This window comes from Bifidobacterium sp. B4142 (assembly GCF_026537325.1).
Classification (GTDB): domain Bacteria; phylum Actinomycetota; class Actinomycetes; order Actinomycetales; family Bifidobacteriaceae; genus Bombiscardovia.
Window position 1 is genome coordinate 321,136 of the sequence record NZ_JAFNMJ010000002.1, and the last position, 25,897, is coordinate 347,032.

Here is a 25,897-nt window from a genome sequence, read left to right on the forward strand (position 1 = left end):
TTTGAAATCGTGTATCCTATGCGCAGTACATATCGTGTGAAATGACCGGCATACGAGGTGGCCGGCCGAACAAGGAAAGGGTACACGATGGCACAGGATTACGATACCCCGCGCGACAAGGACGAAGACGAGGAATCCCTGCAGGAGCTGGGCAAAAGCGGCCAGGATGCCGGGGCCGACCTGGACGACGACGAGAACGCCATCGCCGAGGACTACGAGCTGCCTGGCGCCGACCTGAGTAATGAGGACTCTTCGGTGACCGTCATCCCCATGCAGGGCGATGAATTCATCTGCTCCAACTGCTTCCTGGTCAAGCACCGGAGCCAACTGGCCTACACCACCCCCGACGGCAAGCCCGTCTGCAAGGAGTGCGCCGCCTGATGGCCTACGACGAGTCCTACAACGAGCCAGAAACGGTCGAGGTCCTGTTCAAATCCTTGGATGGGGCCAAGGTGCCGGAATACGCAATGCCCGGCGATGCAGGGGCTGATCTGCGTGCCAGGGTGGATGTAGATCTGGCCCCTTTCCAGCGGGCGTTGGTGCCCACTGGAGTGGCCTTGGCCTTGCCCAACGGCTACGTCGGCTTGGTTCATCCGCGCTCGGGACTGGCAGTCAAAATGGGGGTGACCGTGCTCAACGCGCCCGGGACCATCGATGCCGGGTACCGTGGTGAAATCAAGGTTCCGCTGATCAACCTGGATCCGCATGAGTCGGTCCACTTCGACCCAGGGGAACGTATCGCCCAGCTGGTCATTCAGCGTTACGTGCAGGCCCGTTTCGTGCCCGCCGAACGCCTGCCTGGTTCTGTGCGTTCGGATGGCGGGTTCGGCTCAACCGGCCGCTGAGGCACCCTTCGGACACGGGCAGCCTGAATGGGCTAGGCGCAAGTGTAGGATTGGTGCATCATATCGCTACATTGGAGGCTTGAATGGTCACTCAGGAGGGCAGCGTCTGCAGCAACGATGTCGGCGATCAGACCCCTTCTGGCCTGTCCTCCAGAGCCTTGGGATGTGAGGTCAGCGACGATCCGCTCAACCCCCTAATGCCCATCTGGGAGATTTGCGCCGCCCATCATCCGGGCGAGGATCTGTCCATGCTCCAGCGCGCCTACGATCGCGCTGTGGTCCAGCATGCCGACCAGAGGCGCAAGTCCGGCGAGCCCTACATCATTCATCCATTGGCTGTGGCCCAGATTCTGGCCGACCTGGGCATGGGTCCCACGGTGGTTTCGGCCGGCCTGCTGCACGACACCGTGGAGGACACCGACTACACCTTGGAGCAGTGCCGGAACGAGTTCGGCGACACGGTGGCCGGCCTGGTGGATGGGGTCACCAAAATATCCAAGATGGACTACGGTGATTCGGCCCAGGCCGAGACCATCCGTAAGATGATCGTGGCCATGAGCCGGGATGTCCGCGTCCTGGTGGTCAAGCTGGCCGATCGGGTCCACAACGCCCGCACCTGGCGCTACGTCAAGGCTTCATCGGCCCAGCGCAAGGCGCGCGAGACCCTGGATGTCTATGCGCCCCTTGCCAACCGTCTGGGCATGAACGCCATCAAGACCGAGCTGGAGGAGCTCAGCTTCAAGACCCTCTATCCCAAGATCTACAACGAGATCGTGGTCCTGGTCTCCCGCAGGGCGGGCCAGCGGGAGGTCTACCTGAAGCAGATCCTGGACGAGATCCACGAGGATCTGGATGCCCAGGGCATCAAGGCTCAGGTGACCGGACGGCCCAAGGATTATTTCAGCATCTACCAGAAGATGATTGTGCGAGGGCACGATTTCGCCAATATCTACGATCTGGTAGGGGTGCGCATCATCGTGGGCACCATCCGCGACTGCTATGCGACCCTGGGTGCCGTCCATGCCCGATGGAGTCCGGTGCCTGGGCGGTTCAAGGACTACATCGCCATGCCCAAGACCAACCGCTACCAGTCCCTGCACACCACGGTGGTGGGCCCGGGCGGTAAGCCGGTGGAGATCCAGATCCGCACCTGGCAGATGCACCGTCGTGCCGAGTTCGGCATCGCCGCCCACTGGAAGTACAAGGAGAACGGGTCCGCCGGCCGCGAGCTCTCCCAGCCGGACAAGTCCGACGTCAAGCGTGAGCGCCAGGAGGGGGAGCTGAGCCAGGAGGACAACCTGACCTGGATCCAGCAGCTGGCCGACTGGACTAGCGAGACCCCTGACTCCAACGAGTTCCTGGGCTCCCTGAAGGACGATCTGGGTTCGGCCGAGGTCTATGTGTTCACCCCCAAGGGCAAGATCATCTCCCTGCCGGCCGACTCCACACCCGTGGACTTCGCCTACGCCGTCCACACCGAGGTGGGGCACAGAACCATGGGCGCCAGGGTCAACGGTCGTCTGGTCCCCCTGGACACCAAGCTGCGCAACGGGGATACGGTGGAGATTCTGACCAGCAAGTCGGACACCGATGGACCCTCGCGTGACTGGCTCAGCTTCGCCAAGAGCCCTCGCGCCCGCAGCAAGATCCGTCAGTGGTTCAGCAAGGAGCGCCGTTCGGAGACCATCGAGGAGGGCAAGGACGAGCTGATCCGCGCCATGCGCAAGCGGAACCTGCCCGTGGCCACTCTGCTTACCCCCGAAGCCATGGTGGGTGCTGCCGACGAGCTTAACTATCCCAATGAGAATGCGGTCTACGCCGCCATAGGCGACGGACAGGTCTCCACTCAGAATGTGATTTCCCGGCTGGTCAATGATGCCGGCCGGTCAGCCCTTGAGGACGAGGTGGAGCAGGAGGCCATTCCCCTGCAGCGGGTCGCCAAGTCCAGCCGGCCGGAGACCTCCCAGGGGATCTCGGTCAAGGGTGTGGACGATGTCTGGGTCAAGCTGGCCCGTTGCTGCACCCCGGTGCCGGGAGATCCCATCACCGGGTTCATCACCCGCAACCAGGGCGTTTCGGTTCATCGGTCCGACTGTCAGAACCTTCTGGACCTTCGCAAGAAGCAACCCGAACGGATCATCGAGGTCTCCTGGACAGGCAAGCAGGGCACCTTCATGGTCCAGATCCAGGTGGAGGCCCTGGATCGGCCCCACCTGCTCTCCGACATCACTCAGGTGCTGTCCGACCACGGCGTCAACATCCTGTCTGGCAGCCAGTCCACTGGCCGTGACCGGGTGGCGGTCAGCCAGTTCGTCTTCGAAATGGGCGACCCCCAGCATCTGAACACCCTCTTGTCGGCAGTCAGGAAGATCGACGGGGTCTTCGATGCCTACCGTCTGACCGGAGCCAAGGGTTCGGCCAGCCCCCATATGCGGGCCATCTGACCTTCCATCTCAACCACCGCTATGTCCGCTTTTCCTCTACACTCTTGCGACGGCAGGGTCACTTGCTTTCGGCCTTGAACTGAAAGACGGTTATCAACGGTGGTTACGGAAGGGCCCCCGGTGGTCGATGACCAGGCCGGGGGCCCTGAAGCAGTCAGATGCGATCAGCGCACGGCGTTCATCCACTGCTCCTTGGTGGCCTTCTCGGCCTCAAGCTCCTGCTTCTTAGCCGGATCCTGCTCGGCGGCGATCCGACGGTCCAGATCCTCAAGCTGGGCGGCCAGCTGCTGCTCGAAGCTGGAGACGCGGGCATCGGCCTCGGGGTCCGACTGGTTCCAGGCTGCATCCTCCACGGCCTTGATCTGCCGGTCCACAGCATCCATCCTGCCTTCGATCCGGCGCATGTCGTCACGGGGGACAAAGCCGATGCCGTCCCATTCCTCCTGGATCTTGGCCAGCTCCTGCCGGGCCTGCTTGGCGGCCTTGGCATCCTTGACGGGCAGCAGAGCCTCAGCCTTGGCCACCAGGGCTTCTTTCTTGGTCAGGTTTTCGCGCTCGTTGACCGAGGTCTTGTCCCGGTCTGCCTGACGGGCGTTGAAGAAGACATCCGCGGCCTGACGGAACCGGGCCCAGAGGGCATCGTCATCCTGACGTCCTGCCCGTCCGGCCTGCTTCCAACGGTCCATAAGCTCGTTGAACTGGTGGGAGGTGGGTCCCCAGTTGGTGGAGTCCTTGATCTGGTCGGCCTCGGCGATGATCTCCTCTTTGATCCGCTTGGTCTCTGTCCGTTGGGCATCACGCTGCTGGGCCCACTTGCGGCGGGCCTGGTTGAAGGTGGTGCGGGCGGAGGAGAAGCGCTTCCAGAGCGCGTCCGCGTCGGCCTTGTCGATGCGGATGGTGGTGCGCTGGTGGTGCTGCCACTGCTCGAAGAGGGAACGGAACTTGTCCGCTGTGGAACGCCAGTTGGTGGAGTCGCCCAAGGAGGCAGCCAGCTCTTCGGCCTTCTCCACAATGGCGGTCCGCTCCTTGATGGCCTTGGCCATGGCATCCTTGCGTGCCTGCGCCAGCTCGGCCTTGCGTGCCTGCCCCTGTTCGGCCAGCTGGTCCAACTGCGTGCGGAGGGCTGCGAGGTCGCCGACGGCCTCGGGCTGGCTGGTCTCCTCCTTGAGTGAGGTTATGGACTCGTCAATCTCGTGGGCCTTGATCTTAGGGCTGCGCAGCCTGGAGGCGAAGAGGTTCAGCTTCTCCTTGAGGTCCAGGTAGCGGCGGGCGTAGAGGTTTAGGGCCTCCTTGGCATCAGCGTTGGGGAACTGGCCCACCTGGCGCTCCTGGTCGCCCTCGCGGACGAAGACATTGCCCTGCTCGTCCACCCGTCCGAAGGCTTCTGCCTTGTCGATCTCCTCCTGGCTGTAGGTGGGAGCGGCCGGAGCGGCCTTGACATGAGGGGCCTTGTGGGCCAAAGCCGCAGGGGAGGGGACTGCCTTGGGCTTTGCCGGCGGCTCAGCCGGTACCGGTGCGCTCTGGGTCTGTCCGGCTTCGGGTGTCGTGGCAGCGGCGACCTGGCCCGCCGCATCCGCGGTGTGCTCCTCCTGCGGTGTCGAGGTGTTCTCGGGTGTGATGGCGGTGTTGTCGGCCATGGCCAGCTCCTTAGGCTTGTGTGTTGGAGAGATCGCAAAATATGGCAGTACCATTTTCCTTGACCTCCTATAGTATAGGTTCTTATGGCAAAAGGCACATCTCTATCCGGTTTCCCTGAATGGCTTCCTTCACAACGAGTGGTGGAGCAGCGCGTTATCGACACGCTCCGCAAGGTCTTCGAATTGAACGGCTACATCGGCATTGAGACCCGGGCAGTCGAAGAGGGCTCCAGCCTGCTCAAGAAGGGGGAGACCAGCAAGGAGATCTACCTGCTCTCCCGGCTGCAGGATCTGGGCCAGGAAAAGGATGTGCCGGTGGAGCGTCGGCTGGGCTTGCATTTTGACCTGACCGTGCCGCTGAGCCGCTACGTGGTGGAACACAGCAACGACTTGACCTTCCCCTTCAAGCGCTGGCAGATTCAAAAGGTCTGGCGGGGGGAGCGCCCCCAGGAGGGACGGTTCAGGGAGTTCGTCCAGGCTGATATTGATGTGATTGGCAACGGGGAGCTGCCCGACCACTACGAGGTCGAGGTGCCCCTGGTCATGCTGAGCGCTCTGGAGGAGCTGCGGGCCTTCGGACTGCCCAAGCCTACCGTGCATGCCAACAACCGCAAGCTTTCCGAGGGATTCTACAGGGGTCTGGGTCTGGAGGATGTCGAGGGCGTGCTGCGCGAGATCGACAAGCTGGACAAGATCGGCCCTGACGAGGTGGCCAGCCTGCTGGTCAGTGAGTGCGGTGCCAACCAGGACCAGGCCAGGGCCTGCCTGGATCTGGCTGAGCTGACTGCCGACGATGGCGAGCAGCTGCGCCAGCGGTTCGACGCCCTGGTCGACAAGGTTGGCATCGACAAGCAGTCTTCTTCATACTCCTTGGCCATTGAGGGGCTGGAGACGCTGGCCATGATCATCGACGAGGCTGCACGCATCCGGCCGGGCTCTGTCATCGCCGACCTGAAGATCGCCCGCGGCTTGGACTACTACACCGGCTCTGTTTATGAGACTCTCCTTGAGGGGGCGCAGTCCCTGGGATCCATCTGCTCCGGCGGCCGTTATGACAACCTGGCCAGCCAGGGCAATCGCACCTACCCGGGTGTGGGGCTGTCCATCGGGCTTTCGCGCCTGCTCTCCTACCTGTTGGCCCAGGGGGTTCAGGCCTCTCGGGTCTCCCCAGCGGCGGTCATGGTCGCTGTTTGGGACGAGGAGGATCGCACCGTCAGCAACCATATCGCCCAGGACCTGCGTGCCAGGGGGATCGCCGCTGACGTGGCACCGACCGCAGCCAAGATCGGCAAGCAGATCCGCTATGCCGACCACCTGGGCATCCCCTATGTCTGGTTCCCCGCCAAGGAGGGCCAGCAGGAGGGTGACCAGGTCAAGAACATCATTACCGGTGAACAGATTCCGACTGACCTGGTGTCGTGGACGCCGGATAGCCTGTATGCCCGGCAGAGTGTGGAATACCAGGCCTGACGCACGGGCAGGCCGAGCATTATGGAGGTACAGGAAAGCATGGGCCAGTCGGCTTACAGAACCAGCTACGCCACGGATGTCACTGAAGATATGGTCGGTCGCCAGGTCACGGTGGCCGGTTGGGTGGATCGCCGCCGTGATCACGGAGGTGTGGCCTTCATCGACCTGCGTGACCGCTCCGGTCTGGTGCAGATCGTCATCTATGACGAGGAAGAGGCCCGGCCCCTGCGCAGCGAGTACGTGATCCAGGTCACCGGCAAGGTTCGCGAACGTCCCGAGGGCAATGACAACGAGCACCTGTCCACCGGGCACATCGAGATCGTGGCCGACAAGATCGAGGTTCTGGCCAAGTCGGCCGCCCTGCCCTTCCAGGTGTCCACAGCCCTGGAGAACGAGGCCGAGAACAAGCTGCCCGGCGAGGATGTGCGGCTGCGCTACCGTTATCTGGACCTGCGCCGCCCCTCCATGCAGCGCAACATCCGCCTGAGGGCCGCCATGAACCGTGCCGCCCGTGCCGCCCTGGACAAGATGGACTTCTGCGAGATCGAGACGCCAACCCTGATCAAGTCCACGCCCGAGGGTGCCCGCGACTTCCTGGTCCCGGCCCGCCTGGTGCCCGGATCCTGGTATGCCCTGCCGCAGTCCCCCCAGCTACTCAAGCAGATGCTGATGGTGGGTGGCTTCGAGCGTTACTACCAGATCGCCCGCTGCTACCGCGACGAAGACTTCCGCGCCGACAGGCAGCCCGAGTTCACCCAGCTGGACATCGAGATGAGCTTTGCCTCCCAGGAGGACGTAATGGCCATGGCCGAGCAGGTCATTGCCGAGGTCTGGAAGGCTGCAGGATTTGAGGTCACCTTGCCCATCCCCAGGATCAGCTGGCAGGAGGCCATGGACAAGTACGGCTCCGACAAGCCCGACCTGCGCTTCGGCAACCCCATCGTCGAACTGACCGACTACTTCAAGGACACCCCCTTCCGGGTCTTCCAGGCCCCCTACGTGGGCGCCGTGGTCTACCAGGGTGCGGCCAACCTGCCCCGCAGGCAGTTCGATGCCTGGCAGGAATGGGCCCGCCAGCGGGGTGCCAAGGGCTTGGCCTACGTCCAGTTCACCGGCGAGGGCACCCTCAAGGGACCCGTGGCCAAGAACCTGTCTGATGCCGAGCGTCAGGGCCTCAAGGAGGCTGTGGGTGCTTCGGATGGCGATGCCGTCTTCTTCGCAGCCGGTCCCCGCGAGGCCTCGCAGACCCTGCTGGGTGCGGCCCGTGTGGAGATCGCCCGTCGCCAGGGACTGCTCAAGCCCGACGAATTCGCTCTGACCTGGGTGGTGGACTTCCCGCTCTTCAAGCCCACCGACGACCCGGATGACGACGATGTGGCCGTGGGCCATTCCAAGTGGACCTCCATGCATCACCCCTTCACCATGCCCTCGGCCGACTGGATCGACCGCTTCGACAAGGATCCCGAGCGCGCCATGAGCGACTCCTACGACATCGTCTGCAACGGTGAGGAGATGGGCGGCGGCTCGGTGCGTATCCACCGCGACGACATCCAGGACCGAATCTTCAAGGTGCTGGGTATCGGCCCCGAGGAGGCCCAGGAGAAGTTCGGCTTCCTGCTGGATGCCTTCAAGTACGGCGCTCCGCCCCACGCGGGCATCGCCTTCGGCTGGGACAGGACCGCCCAGATTCTGACGGGAGCCGACTCCATCCGCGATGTCATCGCCTTCCCCAAGTCCGGTGGCGGCCAGGATCCCATGACCGGTGCCCCTGCGCCCATTTCCGACCAGCAACGCGCCGAGACCGGCGTGGACTGGGAGCCGGATCAGGAGGATGCCGACTGAGCGCACTTCGTCACTGATCGACGAGAGACTATAAGGGCTGGAATCCTGCGGGAGACCGGCCCTTATTGTTTTTGTCCTTCTATGCATTGGCGGGTCAATCGGTCGCGCTTGGCCAGGGGCTCCGCTTTTCATGAGAACCGTTTCTATGGCCGTTCTGCAACAAAGGATGAGTAAACTGCCCAATATGAGCGAAACAACCAAACAGCCGTCGGAGCGGATTCTGCCGGAGAAACCGTCTTCGGACCGCCCCGTCAAGGACAAGTCCGGGCCGCTGGTCGAGCTGGCCCACGTCGAGAAACATTTTGGCAGCCTGCACGTCCTCAAGGACATCAACCTGCAGGTCGACACCGGCGAGGTGCTGGTGGTGGTCGGGCCCTCAGGTTCCGGCAAGTCCACCATGTGCCGAACCATCAATCGCCTGGAGTCCATCGACTCCGGTGTCATCAGGATCGAGGGGGAGCCCCTACCCCAGGAGGGACGAGACCTGGCTCGGCTCAGGGCCGAGGTGGGCATGGTCTTCCAGTCCTTCAACCTCTTCGCCAACAAGACCATCCTGGAGAACATGACCCTGGCGCCCATCAAGGTGCGCCACATGCCCAAGAAGGATGCCGAGGACCTGGCCATGGACCTCCTGGCGCGGGTGGGCGTGGAATCCCAGGCCTCCAAGATGCCCTCCCAGCTCTCCGGCGGCCAGCAGCAGCGTGTGGCCATCGCCCGTGCCCTGGCCATGCAGCCCAAGATCATGCTCTTCGACGAGCCCACATCAGCGCTGGACCCGGAGATGGTCAACGAGGTGCTGGATGTCATGATCCAACTGGCCCAGGAGGGCATGACCATGATCTGCGTGACCCATGAGATGGGCTTTGCCCGTCAGGCGGCCGATCATATCGTCTTCATGGCCGACGGGCGGATCCTGGAAAAGGACGACCCTGACGATTTCTTCGACCACCCCAAGACCCAGCGGGCCGCCGACTTCCTGTCCAAGATTCTGACCCACTGAAGCAGGAGGGAAGCGTATCCGCATGAATGCAAGCATGCATGGCATGGGCCGGCCGTTGAAACGGCTGGCCAGGAATCTGACCGCAATCCTGTGCGCACTGGGTTGTCTGGTCTCACTGGCGGCTTGCGGCTCCGACAAGGAGGCAGGCAAGATCCGGGTGGGCATCAAGTTCGACCAGCCTGGTCTGGGCTTCAAGAAGGCCGGGACCTATGTGGGCTTCGACGTGGACGTGGCAACCTACATCGCCGACAAGCTGGGGTACAGCGCCGACGACATCGTCTGGAAGGAGGCCCCCTCCAAGCAGCGGGAGGCCATGCTCCAGAACGGCGACGTGGACATGATCCTGGCCTCCTACTCCATAACGGACGAGCGCAAGCGGGCGGTCTCCTTCGCCGGACCATACATCGTGGCCGGCCAGGACCTGCTGGTGCGCAAGGAGGACCATCAGATCCGCGGCCCCGAGGACCTCAACGGCAAGCGCCTGTGCTCCGTGACCGGATCCACCTCGGCCGTCACTGTCAAGAAAAAGTTTGCCAAGGAGGTCCAGCTGATGGAGCAGCCCGGCTATGCCGAATGCGCCACGGCCCTCTTCTCAGGCATCGTCGATGCGGTCACCACTGACGACATCATCCTGGCCGGGCTGGCCTCCGCCTCCCGTGGAAGGTTGCGGTTGGTGGGCAAACCCTTCACCCAGGAGTACTACGGCGTAGGCATCAAGAAGGGGAATACCAAGCTGGCCCACAAGATCAACGCGGCCCTGGCCGACATGGAGGCCAACGGCTCCTGGCAGCGGGCGCTGGAGAACAACACCCGGGGCACCCACTACAAACCCGACCCGCGATTCAACCCGCCCAAGCCAACGGAAGGAGAGTGAGATGTCAACCATCATCGAACTGTTTTCCGACTACGACATCCCGGCGGCCTTCTGGGTCAACATCCAACTGACCCTCTGGTCGGCCCTCTTCTCGCTGATTCTGGGCATCATCCTGGTGATCATGCGTATCTCGCCCATCTCCTCCCTGAGGGCCGTCGGCCGAGGGTATGTGGAGTTCTTCCAGAACATGCCTCTGACCATCATCATGGTCTTCATGGTCCTGGGGGCCTTCGCCCAGCTCAAGATCAGCTTCTCGCCGGAATTCTCCGTCAACTTCTTCTGGCTGGCGGTGACGGGCCTGTCCCTGTATACGGCGGCCTTCGTCTGCGAGTCCCTGCGCTCGGGCATCAACACGGTTCCTCTGGGCCAGGCCGAGGCGGCCCGCGCTCTGGGGTTGAGCTTCTTCCAGTCGGCCTCGCAGATCATTCTGCCCCAGGCCTTCCGCGGGTCGGTGGCGCCCCTGGGCAACACCTTCATCGCCCTGCTGAAGAACTCCACCGTGGCTGCAGCCGCTTCCGTGGCCTCCGAGAGCTCCTCCCTGATGAGCGAGATGATCGAGTTCCACGCCAACGCCATTGTGGCCATCTTCCTGATTTTCGCCCTGGGATACGTGATTCTGGTTCTGCCCATCGGAGCCTTGACCACGTACCTGTCCAACAAGCTGGCAGTGAGGAGGTGAGCGGCCATGGCACAGGACAATGAGAGCTCGCTGCTCTTCGATCAACCCGGCCCCAAGGGCCGGCGCACCATACGAATCGCCAACTGGATAGCCGCCGTCATCTTCGCCATCGTGGTCATCCTGGTGCTGATGAGGCTGCACAACCCTCCGGACGGTGAGAACCAGCTGAGCTGGGAACTCTGGCGCCCGGCCCTGGACTACGAAGCCTGGTCGGACTTCTACCTGCCCGGGCTCTGGCTGACCATCAAGGCCTCGGTTGTTGCCGTGATAGGCTCGGTCATCTTCGGATTCGTCTTCGGCATCGGCCGTCTGCTGCCCAACGGGCTGGTAAGGGCAGTCTCAGGCGTCATAGTGGAGTTCTGCCGGGCCGTCCCGGTGCTGATGATGATGATCTTTTTCTGGCGCTGGTTCGCCTTTGCTGGAATCAGCCAGGCCTCCTACTGGGCCGTCGTGCTGGGCCTGATCCTCTACAACGGCTCCGTGGTGGCTGAGCTGATCCGTTCGGGCGTGGGCAACCTGCCCAATGGCCAGCGCGAGGCCTCTCTGGCCCTGGGGTTGACCAGGACCCAGTCCCTGATGCAGATCGAGGTTCCCCAGGCCGTCTATGCCATGTTGCCGGCGGCCGTGACCCAGCTGGTCGTGGTCCTCAAGGATACGGCTCTGGGCTCCATCATCATGTACACGGATCTGCTGCAGGAGTCCCGTCGTCTGGGCTCCATGTACTTCAACATCCTGCAGACCCTGGTGGTGGCCTCGGTGGTCTACTTCTTCGTCTGCTTCCTGCTGTCCTACTTCGCCCGCTGGCTGCCCAAGAAGATGCAGGAGCGCACCGCCGCCCCCGCCGACTTCGTGGAGCCGGCCGCGCCTGTGGCCATCATGGATCCCTCCAATGTCAACCAGATAGCCGTGGCCAAGGAGGTGGATGAGGACCGGTACGGCGGCGCGCCGCTGCAGTACCACGCCCACCACCGTGGATCCAACGCCTCCATCCAGCACTGGAGGAAGACCCGCTACATCCAGGGCTATGACAGGACCCAGCCCGACACGCTGGTCGATCCACACAAGGCGAGCCTGGAGATTCCGGACTTCCTCAAGCCTAGACGCGGCGGCCGCTCCGACGGCGATCAGAAGGACGAGGGCAAGAAGCAAGAGGGCAAAGACCAGGACTGAACGGTCCTCAGCTCCCATGATCCCAAGCCAGTCTCCGGCCGGACTTGTGCGCCTGGCCGGATAGACTGGTGGACATGGTCCAAGAACATGCTGATTCCTCAACCGCTCCAACCGGCCAGCCCGCCTCCCTTGGCGACCTGGTTCCCGAGGCGGGAGGCCCTCGCAACCTGACCGAGGATCAGATCTACGACCGCTTCTTCTCCTGGGTGGCTTCCCGGGGCATCACCCCCTGGCCGCATCAGGAGGAGGCCGTCCTCTCCTTGGTTTCAGGCGACCATGTGATCCTGTCAACCCCGACCGGCTCGGGCAAGTCCATGGTGGCCCTGGCTATGCATTTCATCGCCCTATGCACCGGACGGCGCTCCTACTACACGGCCCCCATCAAGGCCCTGGTCTCAGAGAAATTCTTCGACCTGGTTTCGGTTCTGGGCCGCGACCGTGTTGGCATGATCACCGGCGACACCCACATCAACACGGATGCCCCGGTCATCTGCTGCACGGCCGAAATCCTGGCCAACCAGGCCTTGAGGGAGGGTCGCCATGCCGACATCGGGTGTGTGGCCATGGATGAGTTCCACTATTACGGGGATCCGGACCGAGGCTGGGCCTGGCAGGTGCCCCTGCTGACCCTTCCCGATGTGCAGTTCCTGCTCATGTCGGCCACCCTTGGCGACGTGGATCAGATCGCCCAGGACCTCGAACGCAAAACCGGGGTGGGTGTGGACATCGTTGCCGATGCCCCCCGACCGGTGCCACTGGATTACCGTTACGTGGACACCCCCCTGCCTAGCACCGTGGAGTCCCTGCTGGCCGATGGGGATTCGCCGGTCTATATCGTTCATTTCTCCCAGGATGCCGCCCTGGAGACGGCTCAGGCCCTGTCCAGCACGGGGGTCTCCGACCGGGGGCAGCGCGACCGGATCAAGGAGGCCATGGCCGGCACCCACTTCACCACGGCCTTCGGCAAGATTCTGCAGCGGCTGTTGCGCACCGGGGTCGGGGTTCACCATGCGGGCATGCTGCCAAGATACCGGCGCCTGGTGGAGCAGTTGGCCCAGGATGGCCTTCTGCCGGTCATCTGCGGCACAGACACCCTGGGGGTCGGCATCAACGTGCCCATTCACACCGTCCTGCTGACCGGACTGACCAAGTTCGACGGCTACAAGATGCGCCGTCTGCGCGCCCGGGAGTTCCACCAGATCGCCGGTAGGGCCGGACGCATGGGCTTCGATACCAGCGGACTGGTCGTGGCCGAGGCACCCGAATACGAGATAGAGAACGCCAGGGCCGTGGCCAAGGCGGGCAACGACCCCAAGAAGCTCAAGCGGATCAAACGCAAGAAGCCCCAGGAGGGGTTTGTCACCTGGGGCAAGGGAACTTTCGACAAGCTGATTGAGGCCCGTCCCGAGACCCTGACGCCGCACCTGAAGATCACCCACGCCATGGTCCTCAACGAGGTTGATCAGGGCGGGGATGCCAGGAGGCGGGTGGAGGATCTGATCGAGGACTCCCGTCAGACCCCGCAGCAGAAGGAGTATCTGCAGGACCGGGCCGACGAGATCTTCCAGACCCTGACCGATACCGGAGTCATCGAAACCGAACGGAACCCGGACGGCGGCCTGGACTACTTCACGACCGTGGATCTGCCCGAGGACTTCGCCCTGGACCAGCCCCTTTCGCCCTTCCTGCTGGCTGCCCTGGAACTACTGGATCCCGAGGATCCTGACTATGACATGAATCTGCTCTCCATGGTCGAGGCCACCCTGGAGGATCCCCGGCAGATACTCAAGGCCCAGCAGCGGCAGGCCCGAGATGCGGCCATCCAGCAGATGAAGGAGGATGGCCTGGAATATGAGGAACGGATGGAGCGCCTGCAGGAGGTGACCTGGCCCAAGCCCCTGGAGGAGCTGCTGGGGGAGGCCTTCGACCGCTACCGCCGGGACGTCCCATGGGCCAACGACTATGAGATCCACCCCAAGTCCGTTCTGCGGGACATGATCGAGACGGCCTCGGACTTCAACGGCTACATCGCCCGCTACGGAATATCCCGGTCGGAGGGGACTCTGCTGCGGTACCTGTCCGATGCCTATCGGGCTTTGAGCAGGACGGTTCCCGAAGAGTTCATGGATGAGCGGCTGGAGGACATCCTGGCCTGGCTGGGACTGATCGTGCGTTCGGTGGACTCCAGCCTGGTGGATGAGTGGGAGGCCGCAGGCAGGGCTGAAAATGGCGAAGTCCCGAGTGGGCTAGATGCCGCCCCGCCCAAGGTGGAAAACCAGGTGGTGGCGGACCGGCGGGGGCTGACCCTGCTGGTGCGCAACGCCATGTTCCAACGGGTGGAGCTGGTGGCCGCCGACCGCCCGGAGGCCCTGGCCGACCTGGATGCAGACTGGGGATACGGTCTGCGGGCCTGGAGCGACGCGCTGGACGACCTCTACGAGGACCATGAGCAGATCCTGACCGATGCCCAGGCCCGGTCCTCGGACTTCTTCAGCCTGGATGACCGGGACGAGCGTCAGGGGCACACCTGGCGGGTCCAGCAGATCTTCGACGATGTCGAGGGCGAACGCGACTGGGGCATCGCCGGCATCGTGGACCTGGATGCCACTCAGGAGAACGGTCAGGTGGTCTTCAGGGAATACCGGGTGGGTCCCATCGAGGAGCTGATGGACATCTAGACCCGGATCCTTAGAGGACCTTGGAAAGGAAGGACTGCAGTCGGGGGCTCTGCGGATGGCCGAAGATCTGCTCGGGCGTGCCCTCTTCCTCGATGATCCCGGCATCGGTGAAGATCACCCTGGAGGAGACCTCCCGGGCGAAAGCCATCTCGTGGGTGACCAGAATCATGGTCATGCCGCCCTCGGCCAGGGAGCGGATGACTTCAAGAACATCGCCCACCATCTCCGGATCCAGGGCCGAGGTGGCCTCGTCAAAGAGCATGATGTCCGGGTGCATGGCCAGTGCGCGGGCGATGGCCACACGCTGCTGCTGCCCGCCTGACAGGTCCGTGGGCCGAGCGTCCGCCCTCTCTTCCAAGCCGACGATTTCCAGCAGGTCCAGGGCCTGCTGCCGGGCATCCTCCTTGGGGGTCTTGTGCAGCATACGGGGGGCCAGCATGATGTTGTCGGCCACGCTCATGTTGGGGAAGAGGTTGAAGTGCTGGAAGACCATGCCCACGTGCTCGCGTAGCTTGTCAATGTTGGTCTTTGGATCGGAAATGTCAATTCCATAGACGCTGATCGTGCCCGAGGTCGGCATCTCAAGGGCGTTGATGCAGCGCAGCAGGGTGGACTTGCCCGCGCCCGAGGGGCCGATGATGGAAATGACCTCGCCCGGCTTGACCTCCATGTCGATCCCCTTGAGGACCTCAGTGTCGCCGTAGCGCTTGTGCAGGTCGCGGATGGATACGGCCATCTGGGACTTTCCCTGGCTGAGGCGACTTTGGTTCTGACGGATGCGACGTGTCAGTCGTCCGGTGTCCATGTCCGGGTCTTCGAAGTTCATCGGTGCAGCCTCCTATCGAGCATATTGGCCATCCAGGTCAGGGCGCTGATGGCGACGAAGTAGATGACTCCTACCATGAACAGGGTTTCGGTCACGCGGAAGTTGGCCGCGTAGATCTGCTGGGCCTGATAGAGCAGTTCGCCGAAGCCGATGGCCAGCAGCAGGGAGGAGTCCTTGAGCATGATGACCAGCTGGTTGATGATGGAGGGCGTGGCGATTCTGACGGCCTGCGGCAGAATGACCCGGCGCAGGGCCATGCGACGGGTCAGGCCCAGGCTGCGGGCCCCCTCCATCTGCCCGACGTCCACCGAGTCGATGGCCCCGCGCACGATCTCGACCAGGTAGGCTCCGGAGTTCAAAGACAGGGTCAGCACGCCGGCCAGCCAGATGCTGATGCGGTGGCCGATCAGCTGGGGAACGCCCAGGTAGAAGAAGAAGGCCCAGACCAGGACGGGTGTGCCCCTGAAGACCGCCACGTAGATCCGGGCAATCCAGGACAGGATACGGTTGGGGCTGATCCGCCACAGTCCCAGGATGATGCCGATGGCCAGGGCGATGACGAATGATATGGCCGTGATGGCCAGGGTGTTGCGCAGGCCCAGCATCAGGGAGGGGAAGGCCTGACGGACCAGCTCGAAGAATCCTGGCCGGGAGGCGGAGTCATTCTTGCTGGAATGGCTGCTGCCCACATAGGATTCGACCAGTTTCTTATAGCTGCCGTCGGCCTTCATCTTGGCCAGACCCTCGTTGAAGGCGGCCACAAATACCTTGTTCTCACCCTTGCGGACGGCCGCCCCGTAGGAGGCGCCAGGCTCCTTCTTGGTCACGGTCTTCAGCCCGTTGCCCTGGGCGATGCCGTAGGCCAGGACCGGGTAGTCGTCAATGACCGCTTGTGCGTTGCCGGACTTGACCATCTCGTACATGGTGGAGGACTGGTCCACCGCCTTGACGCTAAATCCGTACTGGGCCGCCCGCTGCTTGGCGAAAGCCTCGCCCTCGCTGCCGGTCTTGACGGCCACCACGCTGCCTCGCAGATCCTTGTAGCTGTGGATCTGCTCGTTATCCTTGGCAATAGCCATTTGCACGCCGGAGTCGAAATAGGGGTCGGTGAAGTCGTAGACCTGCTTGCGCTGGTCGGTGATGGTCATGCCGGCTATGACCACATCGGCCTGCTGGGAGTTCAAGGCCTGTAGGGCGGCGTTGAAGCCCAGGGACTGGATCTGCACCGAGAAGCCCTCGATGTCGGCGATCTTGCGGATCAGATCCATGTCGATGCCGACCAGCTTGCCGGAGGAGTCACGGAACTCGAAGGGGGCAAAGGTGGTGTCGGTGGCGACGCGGAAGGTGCGTCCGTGGACCGCCTGCGCGGCGGGGGAGTCCTGGGCCGCCTGCGCCGGCGTGGCCAGGGGGGCGACGATCAGGGCTGAGAGCCCCAGGACCAGGGCTAGCAGGCCCATGGCCCACCTGCCCGGACCGGATGTCCATCCCTGGCGAACATGCTTGGCGATCACTGGCGATTCTCCTTATTGTTCCGACCTGTGCCGGTCCCGGTTTTCATGGGCCTTCCTGAAGATATTCAGGCGGATGACCAGTAAACTGTACACACACCGGGTTTCCGGAGCCCAACTACGCGCTGGGCGATACGGCTATATGGGTTCCCAGTCTAGCGCGTTCGTCCTGCTGTTTGCGGCAGACGCAGGCCTATGCTGGTGAGGGCGGGGAGCCATAGGGGCTCCGAGGAATGAGGTATTGCATATGGTTGATGATCTCTTCCAGGCGGCGGATCCCCCTGAGGAGCACACCCTGCCTCTGGCGGTCAGGATGCGACCCAGGAGCCTGGACGAGGTGGTCGGCCAGGACAAGGTCACGGCTCCGGGAACCCCCTTGGAACGGCTGGCACGGTCGGATCCGAACAACCGTCTGACGGCTCCCAGCTCGGTCATTCTTTTCGGCCCTCCTGGGGTGGGCAAGACCACCCTGGCCTACATTGTGGCTCGACAGTCCGGTCGGCATTTCGAGGAGCTTTCGGCCGTCACCTCGGGCGTCAAGGAGGTGCGGCAGGTCCTCGCCCAGGCCCGGGAGCGGCTGGTCAGCCAGGGTCAGGAGACGGTCCTTTTCATCGATGAGGTCCACCGCTTTTCCAAGTCCCAGCAGGATGCCCTGCTGCCCAGCGTAGAGAACCGGGATGTGACCTTTATCGCAGCCACCACGGAGAATCCCAGCTTTTCGGTCATCGCGCCCCTGCTTTCGCGTTCGGTGGTGGTCAAGCTGGAGGCCCTGGACGACAAGGACCTGGCCAAGCTGATCCGCCGGGCCGTCAAGGACCAGCGGGGGCTCAAGGATCAGGTGCGGCTGGATTCCGAGGCTCTGAACCAGATTGTGCGTTTTTCCGGGGGTGATGCCCGTCGGGCCTTGACCATTCTTGAAGCTGCGGCCGGGGCGGTCACTGAGGATGGGCCTCGTGCCAAGGGGGCGCGTCGGCCCCTGATCAATGCCAAGGTGGTCTCCTCGGTCATGGACGTGGCCGCCGTCCGCTATGACAAGAAGGGCGATGACCACTATGACGTGGCCTCGGCCTTTATCAAGTCCATGCGGGGGTCAGACGTGGATGCGGCCCTGCACTACCTGGCTCGGATGATCCGGGCAGGCGAGGACCCCCGCTTCATCGCCCGACGGATCATGATCGCCTCCGCCGAGGAAGTGGGCATGGCCTCTCCGGAAGTGCTGGAGATCACGGTCGCGGCAGCCCAGGCCGTGGCCATGGTGGGCATGCCAGAGGCCCGGCTGATCCTGGCCGAGGCAGTCATCGCCGTGGCCACTGCACCCAAGTCCAACGCCTCCTACCTGGCCATCAACCAAGCCCTGGAGGATGTGGACGCCGGGCATATCGGCCAGGTGCCTCTCCATTTGCGCAACGCTCCCACCAAACTGATGAAGGCCTGGGGCAACCATGAAGGCTACCAGTATGCGCACGATGCGCCGGATGCAGTAGCACCGCAGCAGTACATGCCGGACGAACTGGTCGGACGACGCTACTACCACCCCAATGATAGGGGATACGAGCATCAGCTGGGCCCACGTCTGGAGGCCATCAGGGCTATCCTGGACAGGGCCGCCGGGCCGGAGGGAAACGCCGGGTCTGGGCAATGACCGTCCAGACTCCTATACTGGTCACCCAATAGACGTTGAGCAGCCACACAATGACCGAAACGCCGCAGGGTTCAGGCCTTCCATATTGACGGTCGCCATGCTCCCACAAGGAGCCTGTCGCTGTCGGCAGGTCTGGCATGGACGCATGGGGCATGCCTCATGCACGGGCGCGAGGGTGACGATGTCGACGGCGGTCATTGACAATGCAGACATATCCGAACAATCCAAAGGTCTCGGCGTGGCCGAGGACGACCTGGCGGTCCGCGAGATTACCCGGCGAGTAGACAATGCTCGTGAATCGGCTACTTTTTACAAGATCGTGGCCCTGGTGGCCGCGGGAATGCTCATGGACAGCATCGATGTCTATGTGGGCAGCGCTGTAGCCAGTTCAGCCTTGAGCACCGGATGGTCCACGGTCGCCCAGAACTCCCTCTTCCTGTCGGCTGGCTTCCTGGGGCTCCTGGTGGGCTCGTTGCTGGCCGGAGTCATCGGAGACCTGCGGGGGCGCAAGACCGCCTATCAGATCAACCTGCTGCTCTTCGGCGGCTTTACCCTGCTGGGCGCTCTGGCCCCGAACATGGCCATCCTCTCGGTCTGCCGGCTGGGGGCTGGCCTGGGGCTGGGCGCCGAAATCGTCACCGGATTCTCCATGGTCAACGAATTCGCTCCCATCAAACACCGCGGCCGTTGGAGCGCCATCGTCTCACTGGTGGCCAACACCGGAGTGCCTCTGGCCATGCTTCTGTGCGCCTGGATCATTCCGCGCTGGTCCTGGCGGCCGCTCTTCGTGGGCATTGGTCTGGCAGCTGCGCTGATCTGGTACCTGCGGCGTGACATCCCTGAGTCCCCTCGCTGGCTGGCCCTGCATGGGCGGATGGACGAGGCTGTCCAGGTGGTCGAGCTTCTGGAGGCCGATAATGGCCGGGTAGGGTCAAACTCCGGTTCTGCCAGCGGTTCCGCACTTGACGGAAGGAACGAGGGTGGCGAGCCATCCGCCAAGGCTTCGGGCAGCGTTGTTCGCGGCCTGATTGTGGCCACCGTGGCGGTTTCGGCCACCAACGTCTGCTCCTATGCCTTCACCTCCTGGGTGCCCACCATCCTGCTCAAGCGGGGCATAAATCTGAGTGGATCCCTGTGGATCAGCACCCTGATGATGCTGGGCGCCCCCTTGGGCTGCCTGATCGGATCCCTGCTTCTGGACCGGATCGGCCGCAAGCGGATCATCGTCACGGCCTTCCTGCTGACGGCGGTCTTTGGACTGCTCTACGCTGCGCAGACCAGCCAGGTCACGGCCATTCTGGTGGGCATCATGCTCATGGCCAGCCTCTACGTTCTCATGTCTTCGGTGGTGGCTGTCTATGCGCCCGAGCTCTTCCCGACCACGGTCCGCTTCCGTTGTGTGGGCATCGCCAATGCCGTTGCCAAGCTCTGCAATGTGCTCATGCCCGTGCTCATTGGTGCCATGCTCAGCCAGTGGGGGAGCACCTCAATCTTCGTTACCATCAGCCTGGTGGCCCTGGCTTCCATGCTGGTTGTGGGCCTGATGGGCTGGGAGACTTCCGGCCGTTCGGTGGGCTGACAGAGGCCGGTGCCAAGGGCGTAAAGACTCTGAAAAGCAAGGGACTTGGCATGAGCCTGGTGCCGTCGAGGGGCGGCCAAGGCATCGGCCAGGTCCTTTTCTCAGCAAAAATTTTGGGCAGTAAGAGCAATCAGAGATGGTTGGCCAGCAGCCGGTTGTAGACGCAGCGCAGCTCGGTCTGGAAGGTTTCAGGGTCGATATCGGGATTCTGCTTGAACAGGTCGATCCACCAGTTGTTGACCGATCTGATCCGCTTGCGAGCTATATCTGCGCCTGACTCGGTCAGGGCTATGATGTTGACCCGGTGATCGGCGGGGTTCTGTTCACGGCTGACCAGGCCTAGGGATTTTAAGGCTTTCAGGTCCCGGGCCAGCAGACTGGGGTCTACGCACAGGTCCCGGGCTATTTGGCGCTGGCTGAGGCCTGGATGATCGTAGAGATACACCATCAGATCACCTTGGGTGCCCCGTAAGGTGAAGTCGCCTGCGTACCGGCTGGCATCGTTGCGCGCATGCCGGTAGATTCCGGCTATGCAGCTGCTCAGGTTGTGGTAGTGGCTCTTCTTCAACATCGCTGCTGCCCCCTAGCTGATAAGGAAGATCACAGAGTTCGGCGGACATGATTGTCCGCATGGACCCCTTCGGCGCCGTTCCCCTTCCAGGCCTATTTTCGACAAGTCCCTAGCCTTGGCCCTATATGAACGACGCATTTTTCATCATATCAATACCGTCGACACCATGGGGATGATCTACGATCAGGACAGGGACTGCCTATTCGCGAGGCTGTTCGGGTCAACATCTGGCGGAACAGGATCCATGGAAGTCGGGGACTATCACCGTCATTGCTCCACGGTATGCTAAAATGTTCGCTTTTTAGTGCTGAGATCTGGAAAGGACTGGCATGCGGGTACTGGACTTCGACGGCACCATCTACGATGGCGAGAGCCTGCTTGACTTCTACCTGTTCACTGCCCGCAAGGATCCGCGGGTGCTGCACTACCTGCCGATTGCCCTCTTCTACGCCGTTCGCTACCGTTTGGGCCGGGTCACCCTGGAGCAGCTGGACTCCGCCATGCGTCGGGTGGGATCGCGCTACCTGCGTCGGCTGACCTCCCGTCCCGGCTTTGACATGGACCGGTTGGTCAACCAATTCTGGGATGCCAACATGCACAAGATCATGGATTGGTACACGCCCCAGGCTGACGACGTGGTGGTGACCGCCTCCTTCGATCTGGTGGCCGGGGAGGCTTGCCGCCGACTGGGCATCACCCGCTGCATCGGCTCCACCCTGGATTTGGAATCCCTGACCGTTGGCTACCTCAACTTTGGGCCTGACAAGCCTCTGCACTTTCAGCAGATTCTGGGTCATAAGACGGCCATCGACGCCTTTTACACCGATTCGGCCTTCGATCTGCCCATGATCGATCTGGCACGGCGAGCCTACATGGTGGAGCATGGCCGGGTTCGTCGGATCAAGTAGGTCAACCCTGCCAATTTCCGCCTAGATCCGTCGGCGGGTTCAGCCCCGACCAACCCTGCTATCGTTCTGCTTAGAAGCAAGTGAGCATAATGGCATGCTGAGAACGAGGGAGGGCTTCTTGTGAAAGAGCCGGCCACGATACTGATTGTCGACGATGACAAGGATCTGGGCGAGATGTTGTCGATAGTGTTACAGACAAAGTCCTACAGGCCAGTGACCTGCACGGATGGGTCCAGGGCAGTGGAGATATTCCCTACGGTGGAACCTGATCTGGTGCTGCTGGACATCATGTTGCCCGGCATGGATGGGATCGGCATCGCCCGTTGGATCAGATCCAGATCCAATGTCCCCATCATCATGCTGACGGCCAAGTCCGATACCAAGAACATCGTCGAGGGTCTGGAGGCCGGAGCCGATGATTATGTGGTCAAGCCCTTCAGCACTGATGAGCTTTTGGCCAGGATCCATGCCCGCCTCCGCCCGGTCTCGGTCCGCGCTGCACAAAACGGGCAGGGATTGCCGGCCATCATTCACGGCCTGATAGAGATCAATCGGCAGAAACACACTGCGGTCAAGCAGGGCATTCAGCTTTCCCTGACCCCAACCGAGTTCGAGCTGCTCTATGTGCTGGCATCACACCCAGGTGAGGTGCTTAGTCGGGCAGAGCTGTTGCGAAAGGTCTGGGACTATCAGGACATGGGCGATACCCGCCTGGTCAACGTCCACGTGCAGCGTCTCAGGCAGAAAATCGAAGACGATCCCGAAAATCCAAGAATCATCGAGACGGTTCGGGGAATCGGTTACAAGTATGCGGCTGAGCAGCCAGGATCATGAGCACCCGCACCAGGCCCAAGGGCGCGTCCACAGTCGGGAAGACCCTGCGCAGACTCCGCAAAGCGGTCGGGAGCTCTTTGCAGGTACGTATGGTCCTTCTGGCGACGGTTTCGGCGCTTTTGATCGGCATCGTCTTCATGACAGCATCCCTGTATTCGGTCAGGACCTCCCTCTTGAACCAGGTTCTGCGACAGGCACAGGCCGACTTTGCTGCCGAGCTGAACAGGGCTCAGGGTGGACTTGACTCAGCAGACATCTCCGACGACGAGGGGAGCTATCAAAAGCTGGTGGTCAATATGGCAGCCAATGTTCAGAATGAGGGGGCCCCTAACATGGTTGGGGTCTTCATCTGGCCAGATGACTCCACAGCCCGCAGGTTCGTCCCCGTATCGACTGCCCCGGGGGACAGCGACCTGATCACTCCGGAAATCAGGAATGCCGTCGTCTCCAATGGCAGCCACTCATACTCGCAGATGATCAATACGGCCGACAAGGGCCAGTACCCGGTCCCGGGCATCGTCATGGGGTCCATGTTGAGGCCGGCCACCACCGGAGGGATCGAGTTCTACGCCATCTACTCCTTTGCGGACCAGCAGCGCTCCGTTCTCTCCGTGCAGATGGCCCTTCTCGCGGTCAGCGTGGTGACCAGCGTGGTGATGGGGATCATCGTGTTCCTGGCCCTTCACTCAGTCATCCGTCCGGTGACCAAGGTGGCAGGTGCCGCCAAGGGATTGGCCCAAGGGGAGTCGGACGTCCGGGTCACCGAGGACCGAACCGATGAGCTGGGTACCCTGCAGCGTTCCTTCAACGTGATGGCTGATTCCATCAATGAAAAGATCGGTCAGCTGGAGGAAGCCGAAGCCTACCAACGCAGGTTCGTTTCGGACGTCAGCCATGAGCTGCGAACCCCGGTCACCACCATCCGCATGGCCACGGACCTGCTTTTCCAGAGTCGGGACGACCTGGATCCAAACAAGCGCAGGACCGTGGAATTGCTGGACAAACAGGTGTCACGCTTCGCCAGCATGCTTGAGGATCTTCTCGAAATATCCAGGTACGAGGCCGGTCAGGCATCGCTGAATCCGGACCTGTGCGATGCCTGCGATCTGGTTCGCAAGGTGGTGCAGCAGGTCGCCCAGATAGCCGGGACCAAGGGGGTTGCAGTGAATGCGCTCCTTCCCGACCACAAGGTGATGATCACCGTCGATGCCAACCGTTGTACTTCGATTCTGCGCAATCTGGTCAACAATGCCATCGATTTCGCTGAGGACGGGCCGGTGCAGCTGCGGCTGGCCGTCTCGGAGCAGGCCGTGGTATTCAGTGTGCGCGACTGGGGAACCGGCATTGCGCCCGAAGACCTGACTCATATATTCGAACGGTTCTGGCGGGCCGATCCGTCACGGTCTCGGTTGACAGGCGGTACAGGTCTGGGGCTGTCGATAGCTCTGGACAATACCAATCTCATGCATGGGCTGCTCCAGGTGCGCTCGCAGATCGGGCAGGGAACCTGGTTCCTGCTGACCCTGCCCAGGGATGTCTCCGAGCAACTGGATCAGGGCAGTGCGCCGGTTCGATTCCAGCCTGGTCAGGGTCTGGATGTGGAAGGCTCCTTTGAAGAGGCTGCATCATGAGTGTTTTCAGACCCTCCCGTTGGCCAAGAGTCCTTCGCTCTGTGCGGATGCTGGGCCTGTGTGCTGCCATGGTGGTTGCCCTGGTCGCCGGAGGTTGCTCCATTCCATTCGGACTGCCTACTTCCGGGTCGGTCCGTCAGCTCAGTCCCGTTGAGAATCAGCCCCATCGGGTCTTCTCCTCCCCGGAGGGTCCTGTGGACGGAGCCGGACCAGAGAGCATCGTCAAGGGCTTCCTGGCGGCTTTGCCTACCGGCATTCAAAGCGATGGCTTTGCTGTCGCCAAGTCCTACATGACCAAGCGGGCCTTTGCGGGATGGGACTTCAATGCATCCGTCTCGATCTATAAGGGTTCCCCTGTCTATGACCGCGTGGATGACGAGGGCAGCGGGAAAAGGACCGCCCTGGACCTGACTACCGAGTGCATTGGTTCCTTGGACGCCCATGGCATATTCTCCGTCACCGAGCAGGACTGCGGCTCAGGGTACAGGACCGAACGGTTTGAGCTTGCTAAGGTTCGCGGTCAATGGCGGATCAGCAAGGCCCCGGCGGGGATAGTGATCTCTTCGGATGATTTCATGCAGGTCTACCGTCAGGTCGTCATCTATCAGTTCCCCTTGGCCAAGGGTGTGCCTGTTCCTGACAACCGGTGGTTCGGCTGGCGCAACTGGAGGACCCTGGCCTTGAAGGAACTGCTGAAGGGCCCTCCGGCTTGGCTGCGGGATTCCGTGACGAACTTCAATACCGCCAAGGTCTCCTTGGCAGTCGACGCGGTGCAGCAGGTCAAGGGAAGCATGGAAATCAAAGTCAGCAGCTCCTTCGCCACCCTGAGCAGCGAAAACAAGGCCATGCTGGTCCATCAGATGCGGATGCTCTTGGGCGACGGCAATGGCGAGTTTGATCTGCGCGTGATCGATGCGTCAGGGATTGATTACTCCCACGCGGATGATGATCTGACCCTGGCCTCAGGGCAGACTTCCAACCGCATCTACAGTCTGGGCAGCAGCGGGGTGGTAGGTTTCAACTCCTCGAACCTGATCAGGGTCGGACAACCCCCCGTCTTTAATGAGCCCAAGGGGCTGGTCTTTTCCTCCAATGGCGGAGCGCTGCTGTCCGATCATGGCCAGGTGACCTGTCTGAAGCCTGATGCTTCATCCTGCGGGAAACTGTTTGTCGACACGCCCATTGCCGCCATAACCGGCAGTCTGACCGATGAGATCTGGGCGGTCAGGCAGAGCGATTCCGCCATCCTGGTCGATACAGGCAAGCCGGGCGCCCTGGAATTCACCCTGCCCTGGCTGCATGGGCGGCGTGTGGTCGCCCTGGCTCTGGCGCCTGAGGGGCAGCGTCTGTGCCTGGTGCTCGACGACGGCTCGCAGGGTATGAACACCCTGGTCATGCTGGGTATTGTCCGAGGCGAGAATCAGCGGCCCAAGGGCTTGAGCGACCAGATCCAGGTCATCGCCCGGCATCGGGACATCAGGGCCTTAACCTTCTACAACGACAACACCCTGGTCTACAAGGATGGCGACATGGATGCGGGCGGCCATTCCCAGATCGCCCCCGGCCCGGAGACGGTCCAGCATCTACCGGCAGGAACCACAGGCTTGGCTGCAGGGCAGGTCAATCAGATGCAGAGCCTGATCGCCCTGGACCGTTCGGGCATTGTCCATTGTTTGTCCGGAGCCCTGGAGGGCATGTGGTACATCATTGATTCCCAGGTGGATACGGTTACCAGCGGCAGGTAACAAACACAAGGATG

At 62.3% G+C, this 25,897-nt stretch carries 20 protein-coding genes; 16 read left to right on the forward strand and 4 right to left on the reverse strand.

The window, feature by feature from the left end:
• Positions 1–87 precede the first annotated feature (87 nt).
• The 3 genes from J3U06_RS05805 (at position 88) to J3U06_RS05815 (ending at position 3,289) form a co-directional block, all read left to right on the forward strand.
• A complete protein-coding gene (locus tag J3U06_RS05805) occupies positions 88–381 on the forward strand; it encodes a DUF4193 domain-containing protein (protein ID WP_024627827.1) in 294 nt (97 codons plus the stop codon).
• On the forward strand, positions 381–845 hold the full coding sequence (dut, locus tag J3U06_RS05810; RefSeq protein ID WP_267444594.1) for a dUTP diphosphatase: 465 nt from the start codon (positions 381–383) through the stop codon (positions 843–845). The genes J3U06_RS05805 and dut overlap by 1 nt, the downstream gene beginning before the upstream one ends.
• A gap of 83 nt (positions 846–928) precedes the next feature.
• Positions 929–3,289: a RelA/SpoT family protein gene (locus tag J3U06_RS05815; protein ID WP_267444595.1), complete on the forward strand. Its 2,361-nt coding sequence runs from the start codon at positions 929–931 to the stop codon at positions 3,287–3,289.
• A 164-nt stretch (positions 3,290–3,453) separates the two neighbouring features.
• Here J3U06_RS05815 and J3U06_RS05820 read toward each other — a convergent pair whose 3' ends face one another.
• Complete coding sequence (locus J3U06_RS05820) at positions 3,454–4,926, reverse strand: DUF349 domain-containing protein (protein ID WP_267444596.1); 1,473 nt, start codon at positions 4,924–4,926, stop codon at positions 3,454–3,456.
• 84 nt (positions 4,927–5,010) lie between these two features.
• Between J3U06_RS05820 and hisS the strand changes: the two genes are divergently transcribed.
• From hisS to J3U06_RS05855, 7 genes are all read left to right on the forward strand, one after another.
• On the forward strand, positions 5,011–6,396 hold the full coding sequence (gene hisS / locus J3U06_RS05825; RefSeq protein ID WP_267444597.1) for a histidine--tRNA ligase: 1,386 nt from the start codon (positions 5,011–5,013) through the stop codon (positions 6,394–6,396).
• Between the two features lie 39 nt (positions 6,397–6,435).
• Entirely contained in the window at positions 6,436–8,238 is a 1,803-nt protein-coding gene (gene aspS, locus J3U06_RS05830) for an aspartate--tRNA ligase (protein WP_267444626.1), read from the forward strand.
• A gap of 184 nt (positions 8,239–8,422) precedes the next feature.
• Complete coding sequence (locus J3U06_RS05835) at positions 8,423–9,238, forward strand: amino acid ABC transporter ATP-binding protein (RefSeq protein ID WP_302328139.1); 816 nt, start codon at positions 8,423–8,425, stop codon at positions 9,236–9,238.
• Between the two features lie 43 nt (positions 9,239–9,281).
• Positions 9,282–10,112 (forward strand): glutamate ABC transporter substrate-binding protein, encoded by an 831-nt coding sequence (locus J3U06_RS05840; protein WP_254477180.1) that lies wholly within the window; start codon positions 9,282–9,284, stop codon positions 10,110–10,112.
• A gap of 1 nt (position 10,113) precedes the next feature.
• Positions 10,114–10,791 carry an amino acid ABC transporter permease gene (locus J3U06_RS05845; protein ID WP_024627819.1) on the forward strand — a complete coding sequence of 226 codons (678 nt, stop codon included), beginning with the start codon at positions 10,114–10,116 and terminating at the stop codon, positions 10,789–10,791.
• A 6-nt stretch (positions 10,792–10,797) separates the two neighbouring features.
• Positions 10,798–11,961, forward strand: a complete 1,164-nt coding sequence (locus J3U06_RS05850; protein WP_254477078.1) for an amino acid ABC transporter permease — start codon at positions 10,798–10,800, stop codon at positions 11,959–11,961.
• A 74-nt stretch (positions 11,962–12,035) separates the two neighbouring features.
• Positions 12,036–14,639, forward strand: coding sequence for a DEAD/DEAH box helicase (locus J3U06_RS05855; RefSeq protein ID WP_254477079.1), 2,604 nt, complete (start codon positions 12,036–12,038; stop codon positions 14,637–14,639).
• A gap of 10 nt (positions 14,640–14,649) precedes the next feature.
• On the opposite strand, the gene J3U06_RS05860 is transcribed toward J3U06_RS05855, so the two are convergent.
• Both J3U06_RS05860 and J3U06_RS05865 read right to left on the reverse strand, forming a co-directional pair.
• Positions 14,650–15,375 (reverse strand): amino acid ABC transporter ATP-binding protein, encoded by a 726-nt coding sequence (locus tag J3U06_RS05860; RefSeq protein ID WP_220237396.1) that lies wholly within the window; start codon positions 15,373–15,375, stop codon positions 14,650–14,652.
• A gap of 86 nt (positions 15,376–15,461) precedes the next feature.
• On the reverse strand, positions 15,462–16,976 hold the full coding sequence (locus J3U06_RS05865) for an ABC transporter substrate-binding protein/permease (RefSeq protein ID WP_267444598.1): 1,515 nt from the start codon (positions 16,974–16,976) through the stop codon (positions 15,462–15,464).
• 244 nt (positions 16,977–17,220) lie between these two features.
• On the opposite strand from J3U06_RS05865, the gene J3U06_RS05870 reads away from it, so the two are divergent.
• Both J3U06_RS05870 and J3U06_RS05875 read left to right on the forward strand, forming a co-directional pair.
• The gene (locus J3U06_RS05870) at positions 17,221–18,615 is read left to right on the forward strand and encodes a replication-associated recombination protein A (protein ID WP_267444599.1); all 1,395 of its coding nucleotides are present in this window, start codon (positions 17,221–17,223) and stop codon (positions 18,613–18,615) included.
• A gap of 181 nt (positions 18,616–18,796) precedes the next feature.
• Positions 18,797–20,194 (forward strand): MFS transporter, encoded by a 1,398-nt coding sequence (locus tag J3U06_RS05875; protein ID WP_267444600.1) that lies wholly within the window; start codon positions 18,797–18,799, stop codon positions 20,192–20,194.
• A 130-nt stretch (positions 20,195–20,324) separates the two neighbouring features.
• Here J3U06_RS05875 and J3U06_RS05880 read toward each other — a convergent pair whose 3' ends face one another.
• Positions 20,325–20,765, reverse strand: coding sequence for a MarR family winged helix-turn-helix transcriptional regulator (locus J3U06_RS05880; protein ID WP_267444601.1), 441 nt, complete (start codon positions 20,763–20,765; stop codon positions 20,325–20,327).
• A gap of 329 nt (positions 20,766–21,094) precedes the next feature.
• On the opposite strand from J3U06_RS05880, the gene J3U06_RS05885 reads away from it, so the two are divergent.
• The 4 genes from J3U06_RS05885 to J3U06_RS05900 all read left to right on the forward strand — a co-directional run bounded on the left by J3U06_RS05885 (position 21,095) and on the right by J3U06_RS05900 (position 25,883).
• Positions 21,095–21,673 carry a haloacid dehalogenase-like hydrolase gene (locus tag J3U06_RS05885; protein WP_267400111.1) on the forward strand — a complete coding sequence of 193 codons (579 nt, stop codon included), beginning with the start codon at positions 21,095–21,097 and terminating at the stop codon, positions 21,671–21,673.
• A gap of 174 nt (positions 21,674–21,847) precedes the next feature.
• Positions 21,848–22,507 (forward strand): response regulator transcription factor, encoded by a 660-nt coding sequence (locus J3U06_RS05890; protein ID WP_254477182.1) that lies wholly within the window; start codon positions 21,848–21,850, stop codon positions 22,505–22,507.
• On the forward strand, positions 22,504–24,138 hold the full coding sequence (gene mtrB / locus J3U06_RS05895; RefSeq protein ID WP_267444603.1) for an MtrAB system histidine kinase MtrB: 1,635 nt from the start codon (positions 22,504–22,506) through the stop codon (positions 24,136–24,138). Before J3U06_RS05890 ends, mtrB begins: the two co-directional genes overlap by 4 nt.
• Positions 24,135–25,883: an LpqB family beta-propeller domain-containing protein gene (locus J3U06_RS05900; RefSeq protein ID WP_267444604.1), complete on the forward strand. Its 1,749-nt coding sequence runs from the start codon at positions 24,135–24,137 to the stop codon at positions 25,881–25,883. The genes mtrB and J3U06_RS05900 overlap by 4 nt, the downstream gene beginning before the upstream one ends.
• Positions 25,884–25,897: the final 14 nt, after the last annotated feature.